Source organism: Actinacidiphila guanduensis, assembly GCF_900103985.1.
Taxonomy (GTDB): Bacteria; Actinomycetota; Actinomycetes; order Streptomycetales; family Streptomycetaceae; genus Actinacidiphila; species Actinacidiphila guanduensis.
Window position 1 is genome coordinate 503,849 of record NZ_FNIE01000001.1, and the last position, 24,873, is coordinate 528,721.

A 24,873-nucleotide genomic window follows, 5' to 3' on the forward strand; every position below is an offset into this window, starting at 1 on the left:
GCGCGAGGGCCGCCGCGCCGGCGGCCCGCCCCGCTGCGCCGCGGGTCCGCCGGCCGCGCCCCCTGCGGGGTGCGGCCCGCCGCCATGGTCACGAGGTGGGGTCGCAGCGCAGCAGGGTGCCCGAGCCGCCGCCGAAGCCGCCGGCCGGGGTGGCGGCGGAGGTCGGCTGCTGCGCGCCGTAGGCGCTCGCGGAGACCTTGGTGCAGTGGCCGGTCACCCAGGTGCCGATGGCCGCGGACGCGGTGCCGGTGCCCCCTCTCATGCCCACGCCCCCGCCACTGCCCTCGGTGAGGACGTAGTGCACCTTGCCCTGTCCGACCAGGGACTCGAAGGCGGCGAGCGTCGGCTGGTCGGCGCTGCCGGAGAAGCCCCCGATGGGCAGCACCTTCTCCCCGGTGGCCAGGATGTACGGCTCGGCCTGCCGCCAGCCGACGGTGGCCAGCGGGTACTCGGCGCCGTCCTGGTGGGCCTTCACGTACGCCCACAGCTTGCGCTCGTCGGAGGTCCACGTCGCCTGGGCGGTCATGCCGCCGCCTCCGGCGCCGGGTCCGCGGCCGGCCTGCGCGCCTTCGCCGCCCCCGCTGCCGCCCGGGGTCGCGCCGCCGGGGAAGCTGCCCTGGAAGCCGCCGCTTGTGGTGGCCGGCCCGGCCTGGGCATCGAAGGCGCTGCCCCCGTCCGCCGGGTCGAACACCGAGAGCGACCAGGCGGCGCTGCCGGTGAACGCTGTCGCCAGGCCCACGAGCAGCGCGGCGGTGACGGCCCTGGCACGGGCGCGCCTGGTCAGCCGCCCCGCGACCAGGACGACCACGGCTGCGGCGGCCGCCAGGAGCGACAGCAGGCGCAGCCAGGGCACGAAGGAGGGTGCCTGCCCCCACAGGTGCCAGGTCCACCAGGCCTGGACGGCGACCACCGCGGGCAGCGCCCAGGCCGCGCGCCTCCCGGCCCGGTAGGTCCGCCACAGCATCACCGCGCCCGCGCCGCTCAAGGCGGCCAGCGCGGGCGCCAGGGTGGCCATGTACGCGGTGTGCGGGATCGAGTCCATGTCGCTGAAGACGGCGCCGACGACGACCAGCCAGGCGCCGAAGGTGACGAACCCGCCGCGCAGGGCGTCCGTGCGCTCCGCGCGGCGCCGCCACCACAGGCCGAGGACGAGCACCATGAGTGCGAAGGGCAGCAGCCAGCCGATCTGGGGCGCGAAGCGGCCCTCGAAGAGCTTGGTCCACTTGCTGCTGCCGCCGGGGCCTCCCGGACCGCCGGGGAAGCCGCGGGCGCTCTGGGCGCCTGGGCCGCCCTGGCCGCCAGGGAAGCCGCCGGACCCCTGCGTGCCGGTCCCGCCGGGCGGCCCGGAGCCGCCGGATGCCTGGGAGCCGCCCGGGGCCGCACCGCTCCCACCGGGCAGGGCGCCGCTCCCGGACGGCATCCCGCCGGACGGGAAGGACGGCAGGGAGCCGGGACCGTTCGAGCCCTGGGGTCCGGATGCGCCCGAGGAGGAGCCCGGCGAACCGGCGGAGCCCGCCGCGCCGGGCGGCGCCTCGAACCGCCCTTGCCCGCCCCTCGCTCCCCCGCCGCCCCCGATGCCGGCGGCGGCGCCCTTGATGTGGATGCCGAAGCGGTCCAGGCCGTTGTAGCCGAAGACCATGGCGACGGCGCTGTTGTTGGTGGACCCGTCCACGTACGGGCGATCCTTCGCCGGGACCACCGTCATCATGACCACCCAGCTGACCGACACGGCGAAGCAGACCGCTCCGGCGACCAGGACGTGCCGAAGGCGGCGGCCGAAGCGCCCAGGGGCGACCAGCAGGTAGGCCAGGGTGAAGGCGGGCAGCACCATCCACGCCTGCATCATCTTCATCTGGAAGCCGACGCCGACCCACACCCCGGCCCAGACCAGCGGCCGCAGCCGTCCCTCCAGGACGGCGACCTGGAAGCGGTCGGCCGCCAGCACCAGGCAGCAGACCAGGGCGCCGTCCTCCATGGGGTGGCCGAACATCGAGGCGCACACCGGGGTCAGGGCGAGCGTCGCCGCGGCGATGAGCCCCGCGGCCTCCCCCACCCAGCGGCGCACGATCCGGTACATCACCAGGACGGCGACGACGCCCTCGACGCACTGCGGCAGTGCGACGGACCACTGGTGGAACCCCAGGACGCGGGCGAACAGCGCCTGGACGGCGAAGGAGCCGGGGATCTTGTCCAGCGTGATGGTGGCGCCGGGGTCCATGGCGCCGAACAGCCACGCCTTCCAGCTCACCGACATGCTCTTGACGCTGTCGCTGTAGAACATCGCGTAGCCGGCGGTGGCGATGTTCCAGGTGAAGAGGGCCGCCGCGAAGGCGGCGATGCCCAGGAGGGCGGGTCTGGCCCATCGTGGCTGGTCGTCGGGTGAGCGCCATACCTGCCACCGGCGGCCGCTGAGCCGCACGGGGCCCGGCAGGGGGCGGGGCTCCGCGGACAGCCGGGTGACAACCGGTCCGAGGGACTCGGAACTGGACGTCATGACTTCCTTCACGGCTGGGAGGGCAGGCCGGTGAATCACACGGCTCGCACGGGCCTCACCAGTGTCGACAGCGTGGCTGGGTGCACACCCGGAGCAGCCTGTGAATCACATGGGAATCCGCGCGCAGGCCCTTGCGGCCGCGCCCGTCCTGCGCCCTTCGCGCTGTGTGCCGTGTCCGGCGCCCTGCGGCGGGAAGCCGCTCGTCAGGCCACCGGGTGGCGGGCGTCGTAGCGGATGAAGCTGCGTTGCATGACGCCGATCAGGAGCACCGCGGTGATGCAGGCGATGCCGCCGCCGACGACTGCGGCGGTCGGGGTGAACAGGTCGGACGCCGAGCCGGCGAGGAAGTCGCCGAGGCGGGGGCCGCCGACCACGACGACCAGGAAGACGCCCTGGAGGCGGCCGCGCATGTCGTCGGGGGCCGCGGACTGCAGCATGGTGTTGCGGAACACCATGGAGACGGTGTCGGCGCAGCCGGCGAGCGCGAGGAAGAACAGGCCGAGCAGCAGGTTGCGGGTCAGGCCGAAGACGGCGACGGCCGCGCCCCAGGAGGCAATGGCGATCAGGACCGCAAAGCCCTGCCGGTGGACGCGGCCCAGCCAGCCGGAGAAGACGCTGCCGAGCATGGCGCCCACGGCGGGCGCCGCGGCGAGCAGGCCGACCGTGCGGGTGCCGCCGCCGAACCACAGGCCCGCGACGGCCGGGAAGAGCACGCGGGGCTGGGCGAGCACCATGGCGGCGAGGTCGGAGACGAAGGTGGTCCGCAGGTTGGGCCGCGCGCCCAAGTAGCGAAGCCCCTCCATGACCGAGGGCCGGCGCCGTACGGCCGGTGCGCCGCCGGGCCTGTCGTCGCCCGGCAGCATGGCGGGCAGCCGCCACATCGCGTACAGGGAGGCGGTGAAGGCGGCGACGTCGATGAGGTAGGCCGCCTGGTAGCCCCAGAAGCCGACGAAGACGCCGCCGAGCATGGGTCCGGCCATCTGGGAGACGCCGCCGGCCAGGGAGGCGAGGGCGTTGGCCGAGGGCAGCTGCTCGGACGGCAGCAGGCGCGGGATCATCGAGGAGCGCGCGGGCGAGTTCATCGCGAAGCACACCGCCTGCAGGGCGACGAGCACGTAGAGCGGCCACACCTGGCGGACGTGGACGATGGCGACGACGGCGAGCGCGGCCGACAGCGCGGTGGCGCCGCTCGCGCTGACCAGGCCGAGCTTGCGCCGGTCCACGGCGTCGGCGACGGCCCCGCCGTAGAGCCCGAAGACCACCAGCGGCACCAGGGAGCACAGGCCGACGAGGCCGACGTAGAAGCTGGAGCCGGTGATCGCGTAGACCTGCAGCGAGACGGCCATGGCGGTCATCTGCTGGCCGACGGCGGAGACGGTGTTGCCGAACCACAGCCGGCGGAAGTCGGCGTGGGCGCGCAGCGGGGTGATGTCGGCGAGCAGCCGGGAGCGGCGGGGGGCCGCGGCGGCGGGTGTCACGGGTGCGGCAGGTGCGGCCGAGAGGGACGGCCCGGGCTTCGCGCGGCGGTCTTCTTCGCTGTTGAGCACGTATGACGGTAGCAACCGGGCCGCACAGCGCCGCAGGGCGGCCCGGTGTGATGATCGCCACGAGCGGGACCCCGGGCGCTCCGGCGTGCTCCGGGACCGGCGTGCGCGCTGCCCCGTTCGACGGTCGCCCGCCCGGCCGCTTCGTACGTCCATATGGTGGACGCCGGATGGACACCGTCCTGCGCTGCTCTCGGCCGCCCTGGTGGGCCTGAACAGGCGTACGGGCGGGTGCCGTCGGGGCCGGCCAGGAGCCCGCGGCGCCCCCGGGCGGGGGTGAATCGGCTGGTGGCGGCGGGCGCGGCGGCTTAGGCTGTGGGGGACGAGGAGGCTCGTGGGGAAGTACCAGGCCCCGGAGCCCGTCCCGGAACCCAGTGCCCGACTCGGCCACGCTTCCGGCACCCATCAGGCGCCACCGCGTCCGCACCGCCCGAGGATCCCCGGATGACCAAGGAAGACCGACCGGGCCCGCAGGACGCGCCGCAGCGGCCGCGTCGGGGTGTTCCGGTCCACGCGACGCTAAGGAGTGCGCGGTGTCAGCAGAGCAGCTCAAGCGCAAGGAGACGGCAGGCGAGCACGGCGAGCACGCCGTGCTGCTGAAGGAGGAGCGTCCGCTGGACGCATGGGCCCGTTGCGCGCCGATCAGGCTCGCGGGCTACGAGGAGGACCCCTCCGAGACCCACATCCTGCGCAGCATCGACTGATCCCTTTCCCGTCCGGCCCCGGCCCGCGCGACCCCGCGTGCGGCTGGGGCCGGATGTGTTCCCGGCCACTCGGAGGTAACGTCGGGATGTCCGCCGGCTTGCCGCGGCGCTCGGTTTGCTGACGGCGGATCAGCTCGCGCGGCACGGGCGGCAGTCGCCTCCCGGAGCCCTCCGGCGAGCACGGACCCGCAGGTCGCGGCGGCCCCAGCAGCCCCGGGGACAAGGCGGCTACGGCAACGGCGGGCATCGATGTGACCCGTGTCATGCGCAGATCGACGTAAATTCCACGTATATCACGCATGCAGACCGTCAGGGCGGGCATACGCGGCTCGACTTCGCCGAAAACCCGAGGAGTGCGACGATGTTGATGGCCCACCCGACCGTGCTGCGGAAACTGGTGGAGCGCTACCAGGCGCTCAGCGCGCTCGCAGACGAGCCCGGTACCACCGCCGAGGGCGTCCGCCCCGAGGTCCGACAGCAGTTGCAGGACACGGTCTACACCCTGTGCGTGTCCACCGGAACGCGCGAGATCGGGGCGGCGCTGGCGGCCGCACGGGCGCACATCGACCAGGCCGCGTTCGCGCAGGACGCCGCCGCCGGCGAGAGCGCCGCCTGACCGCCGGCCTGCCGCTCGGACAACGACGTACCGGACGGCCACGGTGCGGCCCCGCGGGGCGCCCGTCGCCCGGCGCCCCGCCGGCCGCGTACCGCACCACCCACGCACCACCCGGCTCCGCCCGCCGGCACCGAAAAAACCGTAAAACCGGATGCCCGCGCAGGACGCCTGAGCCACGATGTCCCGTGTGATCCGATCATGACCACCCCCGACGGCCCGGCGCCGGACCCCTCGCGGCCGGGCAGGCCGGGAGATTTGGGCAAGCCGGGCAAGTACGCCCTCGTGGAGCGCGAGCGCCGGTTCCTGCTGGGCACCGTGCCCCGCTTCCCCGCGGACACCGCCGTCCGCGAGATCACCGACCGCTATGTGACGGGCACCCGGCTGCGCCTGCGCCGCTCGCGCCTGCCCGGCGCCGGGGCCGGTGCGCGCACGGAGCTGAAGCTCACCCAGAAGGTCCCCGCGGCCTCCGGCGGCGCCGTCCAGGGCCTCATCACCACCTTCTACCTGTCGGAGGCCGAGTACGAGGCGCTGCTGGCGCTGCCCGCGCGCGTGCTGCGCAAGACCCGGCGCAGTCTGCCGCCGCTGGGGGTCGACGTCTTCGAGGGGCCGCTGGCCGGGCTGGTGCTCGCCGAGGCGGAGTTCGAGAGCGACGAGGAGGCCGCCGCCTTCGCGGTGCCGCCGCTCGCCGTCGCCGAAGTGACCGCCGACCCGCGGTTCACCGGCGGCCGGCTGGCCCGCACCTCGCCGGAGGAACTGCGGGCGCTGCTCGCTGAGTTCGGGCTGCCGTAGGGTATCGGGCACATCCCCCGGGTCCGGCCGGCACATGGCGGGGTGTGCCGACGCGGCTGCTGCCGACGGGGGCTCAGGACGGCTGCTGCCAGGGCCGATCTCCTCGTATAGCGGGCCTGCGGCACCGCGGCCACCGGGAGATCACTCGTTGGGATGAAAAGAGCGGCGAGGATGCCCTGTTCGGGCGCGTCGCGCGTTGTTCCGGATGCGGGCACGCGGCCCGCGAGATCTCCGGAAGGCAGATGAGCGTATGAACAGGATCGCCCGAAAGGGACTGGTCACCGCGGTGGTCGCGGGCGGGGTGCTCGCTTCCGCGCAGGCCGCGCACGCGGACGCGACCGGTGGCGGGCAGGCGGCCGGCTCCCCCGGAATCCTGTCGGGGAACAGCGTGAGCGTCCCCGTGCACGTGCCGGTCAACGCCTGCGGCAACACCGTGGACGCCGCCGGGCTGCTCAACCCGGCGTTCGGCAACTCGTGCGCGAACACCAGCACTCCGCCGCCCACCACCCCCGTCGCTCCCCCGCCGCCCGCGCACAAGCCGGTCCCCGCTCCGCCGAACCAGCCCGCGCCCGTGGCCGCGCCCAGCCTGGCGCACACCGGCGCCGCGGGGGTCGGCTGGGCGGGCGGGGCCGGCGCCGCGCTGGTGCTCGGCGGCGCGGTGCTCTACCGCAAGGCCCGCCCGGCCGCCCGCCGTTGAGCCGGTGCCGCCCGCCGGGGCGGCACCGCTCCCCTCGTCGCGGAAAGAACGTCGCGCGGAGAACGCCGCAGGAAGGACGCCACAGGGCCGGGTAGCGCGGGGCACCCGGCCTCTAAGGTGTATGCGCGCACATGAAGGCGCGGGTGCTTCAGCGCCGAAGCACACCGCCCGTGCCGCGCCGCCGGCCCGACCATCGCCGGCCCGCCGCGACAACGCGATACGAGGAGCCCCGCAATGGCGCTGCCGCAAGGCACGCTCAGCCACCGCTACCGTGGCGAGCACCCCCTCCGTACCCTCCTCTACCTCTTCCACCCCGACCGGCGCCGGGTCGCCCTGGCCGTCGTCGCCTTCCTCGGCAAGCACGCCCCGGTGTGGCTGCTCCCGCTGATCACCGCGAACGTGGTGGACGTCGTCGTCCAGCACAAGCCGATCTCCGTCCTGTGGTGGAACTCCGCGGTGCTGCTGGTCATCCTGGTGCTCAACCTGCCGCTGCACGTGCTGTACGTGCGCTGCATGCAGGGCTCGATACGCCGCACGGGGACCCGGCTGCGCACCGCGCTGTGCCACCGCATGCAGCAGCTGTCCATCGGCTACCACTCCCGGGTCAGCGCCGGTGTGCTGCAGGCCAAGGTGATCCGGGACGTGGAGTCCATCGAGACCGCCGCCCAGCAGACCGCCGACAACGGGCTGGCCGCCATCGCCACCCTCTCCGGCGGCCTGGTCGTCATCGGCGTCCAGGCGCCGGCCTTCCTGCCGGTCTACCTCGTCGTCGTCCCCGCCTCCGCCCTCCTGGTGGTGCGGCTGCGCCGCCGGCTGCGCGACCGCAACGAGCTGTTCCGCCAGCAGGTGGAGCAACTCTCCTCGCGGGTCACCGAGATGACGACGCTGATTCCCATCACCCGCGCGCACGGTCTGGAGAACGCCGCCCTGCATCGCATGGACCGCACCCTCGGCGAGGTGCTGGCCGCGGCCCTGCGGCTGGACCGGCTCAACGGCTGGTTCGGCTCCCTCGCCTGGGTGCTGCTCAACGCGATCGGCGTGGCGTGCCTGTCCGGCTCGGCGCTGATCGCCTACTACGGCTGGCTGAGCGTCACCCCCGGCACCGTCGTCATGCTCAGCGCCTACTTCTCCAGCCTCACCAGCTCGGTGACCACCCTGCTGACCCTCACCCCGCAGATCGGCAAGGGACTCGAGTCCGTGCGCTCCATCGGTGAGGTGCTCCAGGCGCCCGACCTGGAGCAGAACGACGGCAAGGCGCACGTCGAAGGGGTCACCGGCCGCTTCGAGTTCCGCGGCGTCGGCCACACCTACCCCGACAACGACCGCCCCTCGCTGACCGGCTTCGACCTCGACGTGCGGCCGGGCGAGACCATCGCGCTGGTCGGCGGCTCCGGCGCCGGCAAGTCCACCGTGCTCAACCTGGTGATCGGCTTCCTGCGGCCCACCGAGGGCAGCATCCTGCTGGACGGGGTGGACATGGAGAGCCTCGACCTGCGGGACTACCGCAGCTGGCTGTCGGTGGTGCCGCAGGAGTCGATCCTCTTCGAGGGCAGCGTGCGCGAGAACGTCACCTACGGCATGACCGATGTGCCCGAGGAGCGGGTGCGGGCGGCGCTGCGCGACGCCAACGCGATGGAGTTCATCGAGCGGATGCCGCAGGGGCTGGACACGGTCGTCGGCGAGCGCGGGGCGCGGCTGTCGGGCGGCCAGAAGCAGCGGCTGGCCATCGCCCGCGCGCTGATCCGCGACCCGCGGGTGCTGGTGCTCGACGAGGCGACCTCCGCGCTGGACTCGCGATCCGAGGCGCTGGTGCAGCAGGCGCTGTCCCGCCTGGTGCGCGGCCGTACCGTCTTCGTCGTCGCGCACCGGCTGTCCACGATCAGGAACGCCGACCGCATCGTCGTCCTGGACGAGGGCCGCATCATGGAGATCGGCTCCCACGCCGAACTGCTGCGCCGCGGCGGCGCGTACGCGGGCCTGCAGGCCGCCCAGCTCGCCTGAGCCACGGGCCAAGGTCAAGGTGGCCAGATGGCCGAGGGAGGGGCCCGGTGGGGGCGGCGCGCCGGAGCCGGGGCGCCCCCACCGGGCCCGCGCCTCACCCGCCGAGGGCCTGCCCCACGATCGCCTGCGCCTCCTGCTGCACCTGCGCCAGGTGCTCCTCGCCCTTGAAGGACTCGGCGTACACCTTGTAGACGTCCTCGGTGCCCGAGGGGCGGGCGGCGAACCAGGCGTTCTCGGTGGTCACCTTGATGCCGCCGATCGCGGCCCCGTTGCCGGGCGCCTCGGTGAGCACGCCGGTGACCGGCTCGCCGGCCAGCTCGCGGGCCGGTACCTGCTCCGGCGACAGGCGCGCGAGGACGGCCTTCTGCTCGCGGTCGGCGGGCGCGTCGATGCGGGCGTAGGCGGGGGCGCCGAAGCGCTCGGTGAGCTCGGCGTAGTGCTGCGAGGGGGTGCGGCCGGTGACCGCGGTGATCTCCGAGGCGAGCAGCGCCAGCAGGATGCCGTCCTTGTCGGTGGTCCACACGCTGCCGTCGCGGCGCAGGAAGGACGCGCCGGCCGACTCCTCGCCGCCGAAGGCCAGCGTGCCGCCGATCAGGCCGTCCACGAACCACTTGAAGCCGACCGGGACCTCGGTCAGGGTGCGGCCCAGGTCGGCGGCGACCTTGTCGATCATCGAGGAGGACACCAGGGTCTTGCCGATGGCCAGGGAGTCGCTCCACTGCTCGCGGTGCCGCACCAGGTAGGCGATGGCGGCGGCCAGGTAGTGGTTGGGGTTCATCAGCCCGCCGTCGGGGGTGACGATGCCGTGCCGGTCGGCGTCCGCGTCGTTGCCGGTGGCGATCGCGTACTCGTCCTTGCGGTCGATCAGCGAGGCCATCGCGTAGGGCGACGAACAGTCCATGCGGATCTTGCCGTCCCAGTCCAGCGTCATGAACCGCCAGGTGGGGTCGGCGAGCGGGTTGACGACGGTGAGGTCCAGGCCGTGGGTCTCGGCGATGCGGCCCCAGTAGCCGACCGAGGCGCCGCCGAGCGGGTCGGCGCCGATCCGCACCCCGGCCGAACGGACGGCCGCCAGGTCCAGCACGGAGGGCAGGTCGTCCACGTAGGCGCCGAGGAAGTCGTAGCGGCCGGTGGTGTCGGCGGCCAGCGCGCGGCTGTACGGGATGCGGCGCACGCCCTTCAGGCCGTCGGCGATCAGGGCGTTGGCGCGGTCCTGGATCCAGCCGGTGGCGTCGGAGGCCGCGGGGCCGCCGGAGGGCGGGTTGTACTTGAACCCGCCGTCGGCCGGCGGGTTGTGCGAGGGGGTGACGACGACGCCGTCGGCCAGGGCGCCGGTGCGGCCCCGGTTGTGGGTGAGGATCGCGTGCGAGACCGCCGGGGTGGGGGTGAAGCCGTCGCCCTGGTCGATCAGGACGGTCACGCCGTTGGCGGCGAAGACCTCCAGCGCGGTGACCCGGGCGGGCTCGGACAGGGCGTGCGTGTCGGCGCCCAGGAACAGCGGTCCGTCGGTGCCCTGCTCGGCCCGGTACTCGCAGATGGCCTGGCTGGTGGCGGCGATGTGGTCCTCGTTGAAAGCGGTCCGCAGCGCCGAGCCGCGGTGCCCGGAGGTGCCGAACGCGACCCGCTGGCCGGGCTCGGCCGGATCGGGGTGCAGCGCGTAGTAGGCGGTGACCAGGCGGGGTACGTCGACGAGGTCCTCCGGCCGTGCGGGGGTTCCGGCGCGCTCGTGCGGCATCCTCGGCTCCTTCTTCGTGTCGGCTTGCGCTTCTCCGCGTGCTGCCCAGCCTGCCCATTCTCCCGCGCGCGAGCCCCGCGCCACGACGGCGCCCCGGGCGGGGGCGCCATCGGGGCCGCGGGCATTAGTGTTGCGCCCGACGGGAGAGGCGGAGTCATGACCACGGCGGAACCTGCGGCGGAAGGCATCCGGCTGGCGTCGCCCGCCGGGCGGTGGGTACTCGCGTGCTCGGTGCTCGGCTCGGGCATGGCGATGCTGGACGGCACGGTGGTCAACATCGCGCTGCCGCACATCGGTCGCGACCTCGGCGCCTCCTTCGGCGCCCTGCAGTGGACCGTCAACGGCTATCTGCTCACCCTCGCCGGGCTGATCCTGCTCGGTGGGGGCCTGGGCGACCGGTACGGGCGGCGCAGGGTGTTCACCACCGGGGTGGTGTGGTTCGCGCTCGCCTCCGCGCTGTGCGGCATCGCGCAGGACAGCGGCACCCTGATCGCGGCCCGCGCCCTGCAGGGCGTGGGCGGCGCGCTCCTGACGCCGGGTTCGCTCGCGCTGGTGCAGTCCACCTTCCGGCAGGAGGACCGGGCCAAGGCGGTGGGCGCGTGGTCGGGCCTGGGCGGGGTGGCCGGCGCGGTCGGCCCGTTCCTCGGCGGCTGGCTCGTCGACGGCCCCGGCTGGCGCTGGATCTTCTACGTCAACGTGCCGCTCGCCGCGGTCACGGTGGCCATCGCGGTGCGCAAGGTGCCCGAGAGCCGGGACCGGACCGCGAGCGGCTCCTTCGACGTGCGCGGCGCCGCGCTCGCGGCCCTGTGCCTGGCCGGTGTCACGTACGCGCTCATCGCCGCCTCCGGGCACCCCTCCTGGCCCGCCATCGCCGTGCCCGCGGTGGCCGGGCTGGCCTGCGGGTGGGCCTTCCTGCGCACCGAGCGGGCCTCGGCGCACCCGATGCTGCCGCTGCGGGTGTTCTCCTCGCGGCTGTTCACCGCGATGAACGTGGTGACGCTGTGCCTGTACGCGGCGATCGGCGGGGTGTTCTTCCTGCTGCCGGTGCAGCTGCAGACCGCCGCCGGCTACAGCGCGCTGCGCGCGGGGCTGGCGACGCTGCCGGTGACGGTGCTGATGCTGGCGCTGTCCGCCCCGGCAGGGGCGCTCGCGCAGCGGATCGGGCCGCGGGTGCCGCTCGCGGTGGGGCCGCTCGTGGCCGGGGCCGGGATGCTGCTGCTGATCCGGGTCTCGCCGGACAGCGCGTCCTACTGGCGGGACGTGCTGCCGGCCGTCGTCGTCCAGGGCCTCGGCATGAGCATGTTCGTGGCCCCGCTGACGGCCACGGTGCTCGCGTCCGTGCCGGTGGACAACGCGGGGGTGGCGAGCGGGGTCAACAACGCGGCCGCGCGGGTGGCCCAGTTGCTCGCGGTGGCCGCGCTGCCGCTGGCGGTGGGGCTGTCCAACCAGGGGTACACCTCGGCGCACGACGTCAACGCGGCGTTCGGGAAGGCGATGGCCATCTGCGGGGGGCTGTGCGCGCTCGGCGCGGGGCTCGCCTTCACGCTGACGCCGTCCGCGGCACTCGAGGAACCCGCGCCGACGGTGCGGCCGGAGTGCGGCACGCACTGCTCCTTCTCGGCGCCGCCGCTCGAACCGGGGGCTCAGCGCCAGCCTTGAGCGTGGGCGGCCGCACGCCGTCCGGGTTCGCCGCCGTAGCCGACTCCCGCGCCGTCCGGGCTGGTCGCGTAGTTCCTCCGCCCGGGAGACAACCCCGGGGGCCATGAGAACCCGGGGGCCATGAGAAACGGCAACCCGCGCTCAGGGCTGCGGCGGGCCCTCGGTGAGGAGCAGTTCCAGGACGGGGAGCGCTTCGTCCAGGGTGGCGCGTTGGGCGTCGGTGAGGCGGGACATGCGGCGGGCGAGGAGCGCGGCCCGCTCGCGGCGGATCCGTTCGAGCACGGCCGCGCCCTCGGGGGTGATGCTGACGAGCCAGGAGCGGCCGTCGGAGGGGTCCGCCTCCTTGCCGATCAGGCCCGCCTCGGCCAGCGGCCGCACCGTACGGGTCAGCGAGGGCGCCGCCACCTGCTCGCGCGCGGCCAGCTCGCCGAGCCGGATCGGCCCGGCCTGCTCGATCCGGGCGAGCGCGGACACCTGCGCGTAGGTGAGGTTGAGGTCGTCCGCCGACGCCTGTGCGAGCTGCCGGTAGAGCCGGGCGACGATCAGTGCGACGGCGGCCGGTGTGGCGCCCCCGCGCCCGTCGGTGTGGGTCATGCGGGGGCGCCTCCTTCGGCCGTACGGTTCAGGCCCGGTCTGCCGGGGCCTTGCGGGCGCGGATCAGCGAGGCGCCCGCCGCGACCAAGGACATCACGATCGCCAGGGCGAACACCACGACGAGTCCGTCGTGGAAGGGCCCGGAGATCAAGTGCGGGAAGAACTCGCGCCCGGTGAGGGTGTGCGCGTCGGTCTTCGGCAGCGTGGACAGCAGGTGCGGGCCGAGCAACTGCTGGATCGGGTTGTAACCCAGGAAGGCCGCGAAGAGCGTGCCGACCGGGGGCAGGTTCGCCACCTGGTGGGCGTTGCCCGCCGGGACGCCCTGGGCCATCAGCCCGGAGCTGAGGGTGTGCGGCAGGGAGCGGGCGAGACCGGCGACCATCAGCGAGAAGAACACGCCGATGGAGAGCACCATGCCCGCGTTCTGGAAGGTGGCCCGCATGCCGGAGGCGGCGCCGCGGGCCTCGGCGGGCACGCTGGCCATGATGATCGAGGTGTTCGGCGCGGCGAACAGGCCGCCGCCCAGGCCGTTGAGGAAGACCACCAGGGCGAAGACCCAGTAGCTGAAGTTCGTCGGGATGAGCAGCAGCCCGGCGAAGGAGCCGGCCATCACCACGAAGCCGGCCGAGGCGAACAGCCGGGCGCCGTAGCGGTCGGACAGGGCGCCGGAGATGGGGCCGGCGGCCAGGAAGCCGATGGTGAGCGGCAGTAGGTAGATGCCGGCCCACAGCGGGGTGTCGGCGTAGTTGTAGCCGTGCAGCGGCAGCCAGATGCCCTGCAGCCAGATGATGAGCATGAACTGCAGGCCGCCGCGGGCGATGGAGCCGAGCAGCGTCGCCGCGTTGCCGCCGGCGAAGGCCGCGTTGCGGAACAGCTTGAGCGGGAACATCGGCTCGGCAACGCGTGCCTCGATCAGGCAGAAGGCGACGAGGATGGCGGCGCCGCCGATCAGGCCTGCCAGCACCCAGGGGTTCGTCCAGCCCATGGTGTGGCCGCCGTAGGGCTGGATGCCGTAGGTGATGCCGGCGAGCAGGGCGGTCAGGCCGACGGCGAAGGTGATGTTGCCCCACCAGTCCATCTTCGCGGGGCGGCGCACGCCGGTGTCGTGCAGGGAGCGGTAGGCCCACACGGTGCCGAGCAGGCCGATGGGCACGTTGACCCAGAAGATGGAGCGCCAGTTCCACTCGGCGAGCAGGCCGCCGAGGACCAGGCCGATGAAGGAGCCGGCGATGCCGGCGACCATGTTGACGCCGAGCGCCATGCCGCGCTGGCGGGCGGGGAAGGCGTCGGTGATGATCGCGGCCGAGTTGGCCATGAGCATGGAGCCGCCGACTGCCTGGGCGACGCGCCAGCCGATCAGCCACAGCGCGCCGCCGCCGCCGTGCATCGGGTCGACGGACAGGATCACCGAGGTGACGGTGAAGATCAGGAAGCCGGCGTTGTAGATCTTGACCCGGCCGAGGATGTCGCCGAGCCGGCCGAGGGTGACCACGAGGACGGCGGTGACGAGCATGTAGCCCATCAGCATCCACAGCAGGTAGCTGACGTTGCCGGGCTGCAGCGGGTCGAGCCGGATGCCGTTGAAGATCGCGGGCAGCGAGATCAGCACGATCGAGGAGTTGATCGTGGCGATGAGCATGCCGAGCGTCGTGTTGGACAGCGCCACCCACTTGTAGTGCGGATGGTCGGCGGCGATACGCGGCGCCCGCCGCTGTATTCGCGTGGTCGAGTCTTCTTCGGTCGCCATACGGCGGTCACACCCCACCCGGAGAGCAGTTACTTAACTTAGGTTAAGTAACTCTATCATCGCCGGTGGACCCCTTGCAGACGCCATCGGGAGCGCGGGGAGCGCGCGGCCGCCCCGCGCACTCCCCCTCTTCGCGCGGGTCACCAGGCGATGGCGCCCTCGTCGTCGAAGAAACCGCCACGCGGCCCGTCGTCGGGCAGGGTGGCGAGCCTGAGCGCGATCGCGGCGCCCTGCTCGGGGGTGCGCGACCCTGCGAAGCCGGTGAAGTCGGTCGCCACATAGCCGGGGCAGGCCGCGTTGACGATGATCTTCGTGTCGGCGAGGCGGCGGGCGTACTGCACGGTGAGGCTGTTGAGCATCGACTTCGAGGGCGCGTACGCGGCCATGACGGGACCCGTCCGCAGCGCCAGCGAGCCCATATTGCTCGACATGTTGACGATGCGCGGGGAGTCCGCGCGGCCGAGCAGCGGGAGCATCGCGTTCGTCACCCGCACGACCCCGAACACATTGGTCTCCAGGACGGTGCGCAGGACGTCGAGGTCGAGCGTGGTGGGGTCCTGAGTACCGGCGTCGGTGCGGCCGGAGATCCCGGCGTTGTTGACCAGCACGTCGAGCCGGCCCGCCCGCTTCCCGATGCTCGCCGCCGCCGCGGCGACGCTGTCGTCGGAGGTGACGTCGAGGGCGACACCGAAGACGTCGGCGCCCTCGGCGCGCAGCTGCTCGACGGCCTTCTCGCGCCTGGCCTCGTCGCGGGCCCCCACCGCGACGGTGAAACCGATGGCCGCCAGGCCCTGCGCGATGGCGCGGCCGATTCCCTTGTTCGCGCCGGTGACCAGCGCAATCCTCGTCTCGTTCACGCGATCCATGCTCGGCGGACCCGTCCGGCGCGGTCCAATATCGCCTCGGTGGGCTGTGATACTCACCAGGTATCAGCCGTAGGCTGGCGGTGTGGACGATCTGGAGACCCGCGAGTTGCGGTACTTCATTGCTGTCGCCGAGGAGCTGCACTTCGGGCGGGCCGCCGAGCGGCTGGGGATCGCCCAGCCGCCGCTCTCGCGCGCGATCCGCCGGCTGGAGCAGCGGCTCGGGGTGCGGCTGCTGGACCGGGACCGCCGCGGGGTCGCGCTCACCGGCGCCGGCCGGGTGCTGCTCCGGGAGGGCGCGGCGGCCCTGGACGGCGTGGCCGCCGCCGTACGCCGGACCCGGCGGGCCGGGGACCCCGGGCGGCCGCTGGTCCTCGCGTCGAAGGCCGGGGCGTCCCACGCGCTGCTGCGCCGGCTGCTGGACGCGGTCGCTGCCGACCCGGGAGCGGCGCCCGTGGAGGTCCTGCTGTGCGAGGTCGGCGAGCAGGCGCGGCTGCTGCGGGACGGCCACGCCGATGTGGCGCTCATGCACCGCCCGGTGGACGACCTCGCCGGTTTCGACACCGAGGACCTGCACACCGAGGGCCAGGTGGCGATCCTGCCCGCGGGTCACCCGCTCGCCGCGCGCGAGCGCCTGACACTGGCGGAGGTCCGCGACGTGCCCGGCCTGCCGATGGCCCGCTGGCCCCGGCTCGACGGCACCTACCCGGACGGCCCGGGGCCCGAGGTGCACACCCAGTCGCAGCTCGCCCAACTGGTCGCGCTCGGCAGGACGCTGCTGGTCATCCCGGCCTCCAGCCGCGCCTGGCAGTGGCCCGAGCACGTGGCGGTGCCCGTCGACGACGCCCCGGACATCACCACGGTGATCGCGTGGCCCGCGGCCAGCCGCTCCCTGCCGGTGGCCGCTCTGGTCCGCGCGGCGGCCGCCCTGCGCGACGAAACCTCCCGGCCGGCCCCCTGACGCCCCACCCGCCCGCGAGGGCGCGCATCCCGGCTCAGGCGCGCACCGTCCGTACGGCGGGCGGACGTCCACGGGTTTCCCGGGGCGGGGCTTCTCAGCGGCGGCGGAGGAGGAGGATGCCGCGAATGAAGGCGGCTTGGCCGGCGTGCTGGAGGTCGTCGGAGATGACGCTGGTGAGGCGGACGCCCAGGGTGACCGGCGGGTCCCAGCGCTCGTCCACGACGCGGTCGAGGTCGTCGTCGGTGAGGTCTTCGAGGTAGTCCAGGGTGGCGGCATGGACGGCGTCGTAGTAGCCGGTGAGCAGGGCGGGGTCGGCGACCTTGACCTTGGCGACGTCGCGGGCGGACTGGCCGTAGCCGATGGTGCGGGCCGCGAAGGGCAGGTCGAAGCGGTCGCGCCAGCCGTCGGTGAGCCAGACCTGCTCGCGGCCGGCGACCTCGGCGACGTGGTCGTCCTGCACGCGGGTGAGGTGCCAGATCAGCCAGGCGACCGTGTTCGCCTCGGGGTCGAGCCGTTCGGCCAGCTCCTCGGCGGTCAGGTCCTCCACGGCCCCGTACACGGCCTCGCGGATCCGGCCGTATCCGTCGGCGAGCAGTTCGGCGGTGTTCATGACGTGGCTCCCAGCAGCGTGTCGGCGGATGGACCTTCGCCGGGCAGTCTCCCCCACGGTGCCGCCGCCACCCCGCCCGACCCACGTGAGCCCGGCCACCTGACGCCGGAAAAGCCGCACCGGTCCCGGGCGGGTGCCATCGTGCCCGACCGGGACCGGTGGTTCGCCCCGCGGCTTCAGGAGGGCCGCGGGGCGGGACTCAGGAGGGCAGGGTCCACTGCTGGTTGGTGCCGCCGGCGCAGTCCCAGATCTGCAGCCGGGTGCCGTTGGCCGAGCTGGGGCCGGTGGCGTCCAGGCAGCGGCCGGAGCCGTCGTTCACCAGGGTGCTGCCGGACTTGTGCCACTTCTGGGCGGCGGTGCCGTTGCAGTCGTACAGCTGCACCTGGGTGCCGTTGGCGGTGCCGGCGGCGGTGACGTCCATGCACTTGCCGAGCGCCTGCAGGGAGCCGTCGGAGGCGACCGTCCAGTTCTGCGCGGTGGTGCCGTTGCAGTCGTAGAGCTGGACGGCGGTGCCGTTGGCGGTGCCGGCCGCGGCCACGTCGACGCACTTGCCCGCGTAGCCGGACTTGATCGGGCCGGTGGCGCCGCTCGGCGGCGGCGTGGTGCCGCCCCCGCCGGTGATGCCGTTGAAGGTGCTGGAGAACTGCCAGGCGGACTGCGAGGTCCCGCTGCAGGAGTCCGACAACTGCCCGTTGCTGGAACAGGCCTTGTCCCGGCCGAGCGACCAGAAGGACAGCTCCTGGATGCCGTTGGACTTCGCGAAGCTCTCCAGGTCGTTGGCGTCGGAGGTGGAGAACACCTCGCTGGTGGTGTCGTTGACGCCGATCATCGGAGTGTTGCCCTCCATCGCCCACAGCTGCGCGGAGGTCTTGGAGGTCCATATCTGGCCGAGCTGGCTGTGCAGGCCCTGGGCGGCGCTGATGGCGGCGTTGCCCATGTCCATGGAGCTGCCGTAGTCCATGGTCATGATGTTGACCAGGTTGACGTTCAGGCCGTGGCTCTTGGCGTTGTTGAGCAGGCTCAGCGAGTTGGACTCCAGGCCGCTGGGGTCGACCGGCAGCGTGTAGTCGATGTCGAGGCGCTTGCCCTGGGCCGCGTACTGCTGCTGCAGGTCCGCCAGGGCCTGGTTGCGGCGGTCGTTGGCCGTGGTGTTGTTCAGCGCGCTGCCTTCGATGTCGAAGTCCAGCCGGGTCAGGTTGAGTCCGTCGATGACCCGCTTGTACTGCGTCTCCAGCGAGGAGACCGAGGTGCAGGCGAGCGCCTCCTCGGTGCCCGAGGCGCCGCCGAAGGAGGCGATGACGTCGCCGCCGGCCGACCGCAGGCTGTTGATCGCCGAGGTCCAACTGGCGTCGGTGATCGAGGTGTCGCCGTTGAAGGTGGCGTTGCAGCCGCCGCCGTCGATGACGAAGGCGAGGGTGAAGTACTTCAGCCCCGTGGCGTTGCGGACGGTGGTGAGGGCGGTGGGCGAGTTCCACACCTCCGCGTAGGGGGCGGCGTACTGGGCGGGGAAGCCCGGGCCCGGGTTGGCGGCGGCGTGCGCGGTGCCGCCGGTGGCGAGCAGCACGCCGGCCGCGAGTGTGGGGGCGGCGAGGACGGCGCCGACCGCCTTCAGGCGCGGTCTCCTCAGCGGTGATCTCATGTGGGGGTAGGGCCTTCCGTGGGGGACAGCCGAATCCGGGTTCAGTGGTGTGAACTCGGGCCGCCGACGTGACTGTCGGCGTATCGGCGAAGGTAGGACTAGACCAATGCCGCGTCAACCCCCCGCGTTCAGCAACTGAATACAGTCCCGCCCCGTCCGTCACGGCACGCACCGGCGGGGTGCGCCCGCGTTCGTCGCTCGAACGCGGGCGCACCCCCTGTGTGCGGCCGGTCAGTTGTTGACGGTGATCGTGAACGTGGTGGTGGTGTTCTGGATGTCCACCGCGTTGTCGCTCTCGTGCAGCCCGTTGATCGTCACCGAGCCCGAGGCCGGGCCCTGCCCCGATTCCGGCTGCGGGTTGGCCCACAGCCCGAAGCCCGACTTGGCGTCGTAGGCGTCACCGCTCTTGTGCGCGCCGGTGACCGACAGGTCGGTGATGACGGTGTCGGTGATCGGGTTCAGCGGGGTGCTGCCGTTCCACTTGGTCTGGAACATCACCCCCGAGTACGTCGGGTCGCTGATGTCGACGTCGCTGATCCTGATCCCCTGGAGCTTGAATTCGGCGGAGTAGATCCACAGCGCCGGGAAGGTCTGCGCCCCCCAGAAGTGGCCGCCGTCGCGGGCCAGGGTGATGTTGGAGAAGGTGGTCTGCGGCGAGGACTCGAAGCCGAGCGCCGGGATGCCGCCGAACTGCAGCGAGCCGATGGTGATGCCCGGGTAGGTGAGGCTGTCGGCGATGTAGAGGTTGGTGAAGGAGTTGCCGCCACCGCCGTAGACCGCCAGGCCCGCGGCCCGCCAGACCGTCTGCACGCTGAGGTTGGAGAAGGTGTTGCCGGTCTCCTGCTCGTTGTGGTTGTCGATCGCCGGGAACAGCGCGAAGCTGTCGTCGCCGGTGGAGCGGGCCTCGTCGTTGGTCACCGTGTTGCCGGTGGAGCCGTTGGTGAGGTTCACGCCGTCGGCGAAGGTGTCGCGGATGCGCAGGTTGCTGATCGTGGAGTTGTCGACGTTGGTCGCCCACACGCCGCAGATCGTGTGCTCGATCCAGAGGTTGTCGATGGTCAGGTTGGCCACCCCGTTGAGGTCGAAGACCTTGCCGGGGCCGTCGATACGGCTGGTGTAGTTGCCGAAGAACCCGAAGCCGGTGAAGGTCGAGCCGTTGGCGGAGGACTGCACCGTGAAGCCGCCGTCGGTGTTCTCCTGGTCCTGCGGGGTGTAGAAGCGGGTGAACCAGGGGCCGGCGCCGATCACCTTGACGGCGCGGCCGTAGACGGTGAACTTGTTCGCCGTCGAGTAGTCGCCCGCGGGCAGGTAGACGCCGAGCTTGGTGGTGTCCTGCCGCGCGGTGTCCAGGGCGTTCTGCACGTCCTGCTGGGTGAAGCCGGCAGGCACGACGTACTTCGTCGGGTCGGGGTTGGCGACCTGGGTGGCCTGCTCCAGGTTGATGTAGTCGATGTTGTAGTAGGCCGCGGTGTTGGCCGCGTCCTTCTGCAGCCGGATGGTGTGGCCGGCCGGCACGGTGGTGCCGAGAAGCACGTTCGCCTCGTCGTAGATGTGCCGCGGGGCGCCGGAGCCGGGCGAGTTGTTCGGGCTCGTCTCGTCGCCGTACAGCCAGGCGTACTTCGAGTTCAGCGTGATCGTCTTCAGCAGGCTGCCGTCGACGTAGATGTCGAGGGTGGCGTTGCTGCCGTCGGGCACGTTGAAGCGGGTCACCAGGGTGTTGGTGGGGTTGCGGGTGGTCCACTCGACGTACTGGCCGTTGCCGGCCAGGTGGACCGCCTTGCGGCCGGACGCCTCACCGGCGGGGTCGCCGACGGTGCGGTTCGGCCCGAGCACGGTGGCGCCGCCGCCGAGCGTGCCGTCCTCGGCCTCGTAGACGTCGTAGGGCATGTTGGCGCCGCGGCCGACGAAGAACGCCTTGTCCGCGGTGTTGTTGCCCTGCTTGATCGACACCTCGTTGCCGTCCACGGCCACCTGCGTGCGGACGGTGTACTTGCCGTCCACCGCGGCCCAACTGCCCAGGCTCACCGGGGCGGTGGTGGCGCCGGAGGCGATCGAGCCGCTGTAGGAGCCGGTCAGCGTCTTCACGGTGGCGCCGCTGGAGGCGTCCAGCACGGTCAGGGTGATCGCGTGCGCGCCGGACGCCGAGGCGACCGTGCCCTGGTTCTTCAGCGCGACGGTGAAGGTGGTGTTCTGGCCCGCCGAGGGGTTGCCGGGCGACCAGGCGGTCACCGGCACCAGGTCGGAGGTGTCGACCGGCTTGACCACCAGGGAGGTGGTCGCGCTGTTGTTGGTCTCGTTCTGCTCGATGACGGTGTTGGCCTCGTCGACCTTCGCCGTCAGCTGGTAGGTCGCCGCGTCCCGGGCGCCGAGGTTCGCCGTCACCGTGGTGCTCGCGCCGGCCGCGAGGGCGCCGACGTTGGCGGTGCCGACCTTGGTGGTGCCCAGGTAGAAGTTGACGTTCGTCGCGGTGGAGGCGTTGGTGCCGATGTTCTTCACCGTGGCGCTGGCGGTCACCGCGTCGGTCTCCACCGGAGCCGCGGGCGAGGTGGTCAGGCTGGAGACCGTGAGGTCCGGGTTGGGCCCGGGCACGCCGATCACCTGGACCTCGGCCGCCTGGCCGCCGCCGGCCCCGGAGTTGTTGCTGAACGTCAGCCGAACATCGGCCACCCGCGCGGTGACCGGGATGGTGACGCTGTTCCCGGTGGCGGGGTCGAAGCTGTACTGCTTGGCGGCCGCGAGGGTGGTGAAGGAACTGGCGCTCTGCTCGCGCCCGTCGACCTGGATGGTCTGGGTGCGCGCGCTCCAGATCGAGGACGGGTTGAGCTTGACCACGATCTGGCTGGTGTCCACATTGGCGCCCAGCTGGATGGTGAGCGAGCTGGTGCCGGTGCCCTCCCAGTAGGTGGTCACATCGTCGTCGTCGGCGTTGGCGGCGACGAAGTTCTGCACCGTGGAGGAGGCGGTGATCGGCTTGCCGACGGCCTGGTTGGTGCCGCCGGTCGGCGGCGTGGTGCCGTTGCGGGTCACCGTGTTGCTGTTGCCCGACTCGTTGCCGGCCGCGTCCTTGGCCCGGACGAAGTACGAGACGGTGGCGCTGTCGGGCTGGCTGTCGGTGTAGGTGAGGGTGCCGGCCGCGGTGGTGCCGATCTGGGAGCCGTTGCGGAAGACCTCGTAGCCGGTGACGGCCACGTTGTCGCTGGACGCGCTCCAGGTCAGCTTGATCTGGCCGGAGGCCGGCTGGCTGTAGGCGAGGTTGGTGGGCGCGGTCGGCGCCTGGGTGTCGCCCGAACTGCCGGTGCGCGTCACGCTGTTGCTCGCCGCCGACTGATTGCCTGCCGCGTCGTGCGCCTTGACGGTGTAGGTGACCGTCGCGGTGTCGGGCTGGCTGTCGGTGTAGGTGAGCACGTTCCCGGCGACCGAGGTGCGCAGGGTGCCGTTGGCGTAGATGTCGTAGCCGGTGACGCCGACGTTGTCCGTGGAGGCGTTCCAGGTCAGCTTGATCTGGCCGGAGGCGGGCTGGGTGTAGGCCAGGCCGCTGGGGGCCGAGGGTGCCTGGGTGTCACCGGTGGCGGGCCCGTAGACCTCGAACTCCGAGATCTGGCCGGCCGGCCAGCCGGTGTTGCCGGTGATGTTCAGCCGCACGTAGCGGGTGGTCGCGGAGTTGAAGGTGATCGTCACCTGGTTGCCGGTGGCCGGGTCGAAGGTGTAGCCGGCCGAGGCGACGAGGTCGGTGAAGGTGCTGCCGTCCGTGCTGCCCTGCACCGCGAGGGTCTGGGTGCGGCTGGCCCACGCCGTGGCCGGCGGCAGCTTCAGCACCACCTTGTCCACCGCCACCGCGCTGCCGAGGTCCACGCGCAGCCACTGCGGGAAGGCGTTGTTGGTGCTCTCCCAGTAGGTGCCGGCGTTGCCGTCGACGGCGTTGCCCGAGGGGTAGACGTCGTTGTGCCCGGACTCGGCGGTGGGCCGGTTCAGGGCGAGGTTCGTCGGGGAGTCGGCGGCGGGCACGGCAGTCAGCTCCGAGAGCTGCGCGCTCTTGCCGGCGGTGTTGGAGGTGACCTCGGCCCGCAGGTAGCGGGCCAGGGTCGGCGCGACCGGGACCGTGACCGTGTTGCCCTTGGCAGGGTCGAAGCGGTACGTGGCGGCGCCGGTCAGCGTGTCGAACAGCGTGCCGTCCTCGCTGCCCTGCAGCGCGATGGTCTCGCTGCGCGCGCTCCAGGAGGCGGGCACCTTCAAGGTGACCTTGCCGACCCGCTCGTCGCGGCCGAGGTCGACCTGCGCCCACTGCGGCAGCTTCTTGCCCGAGCTCTGCCAGTAGGTGTCCTGCTTGCCGTCGCGCAGTTGCGCGGCGGTGTGGCCGCCGTCTGCGCTGCTGGCCGCGGACTTCGCGGCCGTCGCCTTCGATCCCCCCGCGGCAGCGGCCGGCAGGGCCTGGGCGCCCAGCAGCAGCAGGCTCGCCGCGGTCACCCCCGCCAGCAGCCGCGGTATGGAGCGCTGTGGTCTCATAGCGTCCCTCTGTGTCGTGATCATCCGGATGATGAACTGGGAAGAGCCGACTGACGCACAATCCGAAACGTGCGGATCGCGCCTAGTAAAGTTGCGCCGCTCCCTTACGGATCCAGCGAGGATCTGCGAATAATTTGCGTACGTGCTGGCAGAGTGTTACAGACGCGCTACGGCGGCGTCCATCCTTGTGACAGCACGGATTCCGGTACGTACAAGGGATGTTGCGTACCGGAACCGGGGCGGGCAGGGCGCAGAGGCCGGGGGCGCGCCGACCGGGCGCGCCCCCCGGCGGGCTGTGTGCGGGGGGTGTGCGGGCTGTGCGGCCGTACGCGGCTCCGGTGGGCCGTTCGGGCCGTTCGGGTTCCTTCGGGTCCGGGCCTTCAGTCCTCGTCGCCGGACGACCAGCGGAAGGCGGCCTTCACCGACCGCGTCGCCCGCCGGGCCGCCTGCTTGCCGCGCAGCCGGCGCCGCATCATCGCCAGCCGCGGGTGCCGCTCGCTCATCTCGGTGGTGTGCCGGTCCAGCTCCTCCACCAGGCGCTCGGAGCGCTTCTCCACGGCGAGTTCGTCCAGGATGCGATCCACCTCGGCGAGCAGGGCGCCGTGCAGCTGCCACTGCCGCGGGTGCTCGCGCACGGTGTCGAGCAGCAGGTCGGCGGCCCGGTCGCGGACCTCGGCGGCCGCCGCCAGCGCGGTGGCCAGCTTCTCCTCGGCCTGCTCGGCGTTCGCGGTGACCTGAGTGGTGATCAGCACCGCGAAGTTCTCGATCGCCGCGGCCACGTGGTGGAAGAGGCGTTCGAGCTCCACCGCGATCGCCGGGCTGAACAGCGGCTCGCCCAGGCGCTCCTTGGCCAGGTCGGTCAGCGAGCGCGACAGCACCCGCAGCACCACCGCGCAGATCTCCAGGGTGTCCAGGCCGGTGCGCAGCGCGATCCGCGACAGCAGGCCCTCGCGCACCCGGGGGTTGAACCGCAGGCTGTCCTCGGCCTGCCGCAGCGAGGCGTCCACCTCGGCGATGTCGTGGTCCACCCGGCGGGCCTCGTGCAGCCGGGCGGCCGCGCGCTCGACCGGCAGGTGGCCGGCCACCTCGTTGCCGATGTCGCGGAAGAGCCGGCCCATCCGGTGGGCCATTGCCTCGATCGAGCCGCCGGCGGACTGCACCCACACCGGGGGCGCGAACAGCAGGTTGAACAGCAGGCCGACCGCGGCGCCGATCAGCGTCTCGTAGATGCGGTCCCAGGCGGTGCTGGCCACGCGGGTGACGCCGAGCACGAGCATCGCACTGATCGCGACCTCGGCCTCGAACTCCCCCACCCGCACCACGCGGCCGATGAGCAGGGAGGTCAGGATGATCAGGCCGAGGCTCCACCAGCGCAGGCCCACCAGCTCACTGAAGGCGATGGCGATCACCACGCCGACCACCACCGCGTTCACCCGGCGAATGCCGGTGACGAAGGTGGAGTAGAGCGTCACCTGGACCACGAGCAGCGCGGTCAGGGGCGCGGTGAGCGGCACCGGCTGCGGCAGCAGCCAGACCGCGACGACATAGGAGATGACGGCGGCGGCGGTGGAACGTCCGATCTGGGCGGCCCATGGTTCGGCCGACCAGCGGACCAGCTTGACCACTGGTTCTGGTACGTCGGGCATCCAGGGCCCTTTCCCGCTCACGGCGATCTCATGGCTGCCGGATCAGCGTAGGGGCGATCCTCACGTGCGGC

The 24,873-nt window shown here is 72.6% G+C and carries 16 protein-coding genes and 1 pseudogene; 7 read left to right on the plus strand and 10 right to left on the minus strand.

The window, feature by feature from the left end; all coding sequences use genetic code 11:
• Positions 1 to 88 precede the first annotated feature (88 nt).
• Positions 89 to 2,494 (minus strand): ArnT family glycosyltransferase, encoded by a 2,406-nt coding sequence (locus BLR33_RS36645; protein WP_093782490.1) that lies wholly within the window; start codon positions 2,492 to 2,494, stop codon positions 89 to 91.
• Positions 2,495 to 2,697: 203 nt separating this feature from the next.
• On the minus strand, positions 2,698 to 3,972 hold the full coding sequence (locus BLR33_RS02225; protein ID WP_245771093.1) for an MFS transporter: 1,275 nt from the start codon (positions 3,970 to 3,972) through the stop codon (positions 2,698 to 2,700).
• A gap of 599 nt (positions 3,973 to 4,571) precedes the next feature.
• Here BLR33_RS02225 and BLR33_RS34955 point away from each other — a divergent pair.
• The 5 genes from BLR33_RS34955 to BLR33_RS02245 all read left to right on the plus strand — a co-directional run bounded on the left by BLR33_RS34955 (position 4,572) and on the right by BLR33_RS02245 (position 8,845).
• A complete protein-coding gene (locus BLR33_RS34955) occupies positions 4,572 to 4,742 on the plus strand; it encodes a hypothetical protein (protein WP_176930047.1) in 171 nt (56 codons plus the stop codon).
• A gap of 361 nt (positions 4,743 to 5,103) precedes the next feature.
• Entirely contained in the window at positions 5,104 to 5,358 is a 255-nt protein-coding gene (locus tag BLR33_RS02230; protein WP_093782492.1) for a DUF5133 domain-containing protein, read from the plus strand.
• A gap of 198 nt (positions 5,359 to 5,556) precedes the next feature.
• Positions 5,557 to 6,147: a CYTH domain-containing protein gene (locus BLR33_RS02235; protein WP_245771094.1), complete on the plus strand. Its 591-nt coding sequence runs from the start codon at positions 5,557 to 5,559 to the stop codon at positions 6,145 to 6,147.
• Positions 6,148 to 6,397: 250 nt separating this feature from the next.
• Positions 6,398 to 6,844: a chaplin gene (locus BLR33_RS36875; protein ID WP_093782494.1), complete on the plus strand. Its 447-nt coding sequence runs from the start codon at positions 6,398 to 6,400 to the stop codon at positions 6,842 to 6,844.
• 234 nt (positions 6,845 to 7,078) lie between these two features.
• The gene (locus tag BLR33_RS02245; RefSeq protein ID WP_093782495.1) at positions 7,079 to 8,845 is read left to right on the plus strand and encodes an ABC transporter ATP-binding protein; all 1,767 of its coding nucleotides are present in this window, start codon (positions 7,079 to 7,081) and stop codon (positions 8,843 to 8,845) included.
• Between the two features lie 94 nt (positions 8,846 to 8,939).
• Here BLR33_RS02245 and pgm read toward each other — a convergent pair whose 3' ends face one another.
• Positions 8,940 to 10,580: a phosphoglucomutase (alpha-D-glucose-1,6-bisphosphate-dependent) gene (gene pgm / locus BLR33_RS02250; RefSeq protein WP_093782496.1), complete on the minus strand. Its 1,641-nt coding sequence runs from the start codon at positions 10,578 to 10,580 to the stop codon at positions 8,940 to 8,942.
• A gap of 156 nt (positions 10,581 to 10,736) precedes the next feature.
• Between pgm and BLR33_RS02255 the strand changes: the two genes are divergently transcribed.
• Positions 10,737 to 12,239 carry an MFS transporter gene (locus BLR33_RS02255; protein WP_093782497.1) on the plus strand — a complete coding sequence of 501 codons (1,503 nt, stop codon included), beginning with the start codon at positions 10,737 to 10,739 and terminating at the stop codon, positions 12,237 to 12,239.
• A 141-nt stretch (positions 12,240 to 12,380) separates the two neighbouring features.
• Here the strand turns inward: BLR33_RS02255 and BLR33_RS02260 are convergent, their stop codons facing one another.
• The 3 genes and pseudogenes from BLR33_RS02260 to BLR33_RS02270 form a co-directional block, all read right to left on the minus strand.
• Entirely contained in the window at positions 12,381 to 12,833 is a 453-nt protein-coding gene (locus BLR33_RS02260) for a MarR family winged helix-turn-helix transcriptional regulator (protein WP_093782498.1), read from the minus strand.
• A gap of 46 nt (positions 12,834 to 12,879) precedes the next feature.
• Positions 12,880 to 14,580 (minus strand): annotated as a pseudogene (locus tag BLR33_RS02265) (MFS transporter); the annotation flags it as partial.
• A 140-nt stretch (positions 14,581 to 14,720) separates the two neighbouring features.
• Positions 14,721 to 15,446, minus strand: a complete 726-nt coding sequence (locus tag BLR33_RS02270; protein WP_093782500.1) for an SDR family oxidoreductase — start codon at positions 15,444 to 15,446, stop codon at positions 14,721 to 14,723.
• A gap of 82 nt (positions 15,447 to 15,528) precedes the next feature.
• Between BLR33_RS02270 and BLR33_RS02275 the strand changes: the two genes are divergently transcribed.
• Entirely contained in the window at positions 15,529 to 16,404 is an 876-nt protein-coding gene (locus BLR33_RS02275; protein ID WP_093782501.1) for a LysR family transcriptional regulator, read from the plus strand.
• A 94-nt stretch (positions 16,405 to 16,498) separates the two neighbouring features.
• Here BLR33_RS02275 and BLR33_RS02280 read toward each other — a convergent pair whose 3' ends face one another.
• The 4 genes from BLR33_RS02280 to BLR33_RS02295 form a co-directional block, all read right to left on the minus strand.
• Positions 16,499 to 17,014, minus strand: coding sequence for a mycothiol transferase (locus BLR33_RS02280; protein ID WP_093782502.1), 516 nt, complete (start codon positions 17,012 to 17,014; stop codon positions 16,499 to 16,501).
• A 199-nt stretch (positions 17,015 to 17,213) separates the two neighbouring features.
• Entirely contained in the window at positions 17,214 to 18,653 is a 1,440-nt protein-coding gene (locus BLR33_RS02285; RefSeq protein ID WP_093782503.1) for a chitinase, read from the minus strand.
• Positions 18,654 to 18,884: 231 nt separating this feature from the next.
• Positions 18,885 to 23,156: a discoidin domain-containing protein gene (locus BLR33_RS02290; protein ID WP_093782504.1), complete on the minus strand. Its 4,272-nt coding sequence runs from the start codon at positions 23,154 to 23,156 to the stop codon at positions 18,885 to 18,887.
• 380 nt (positions 23,157 to 23,536) lie between these two features.
• On the minus strand, positions 23,537 to 24,802 hold the full coding sequence (locus BLR33_RS02295; protein WP_093782505.1) for an FUSC family protein: 1,266 nt from the start codon (positions 24,800 to 24,802) through the stop codon (positions 23,537 to 23,539).
• Positions 24,803 to 24,873 lie beyond the last annotated feature (71 nt).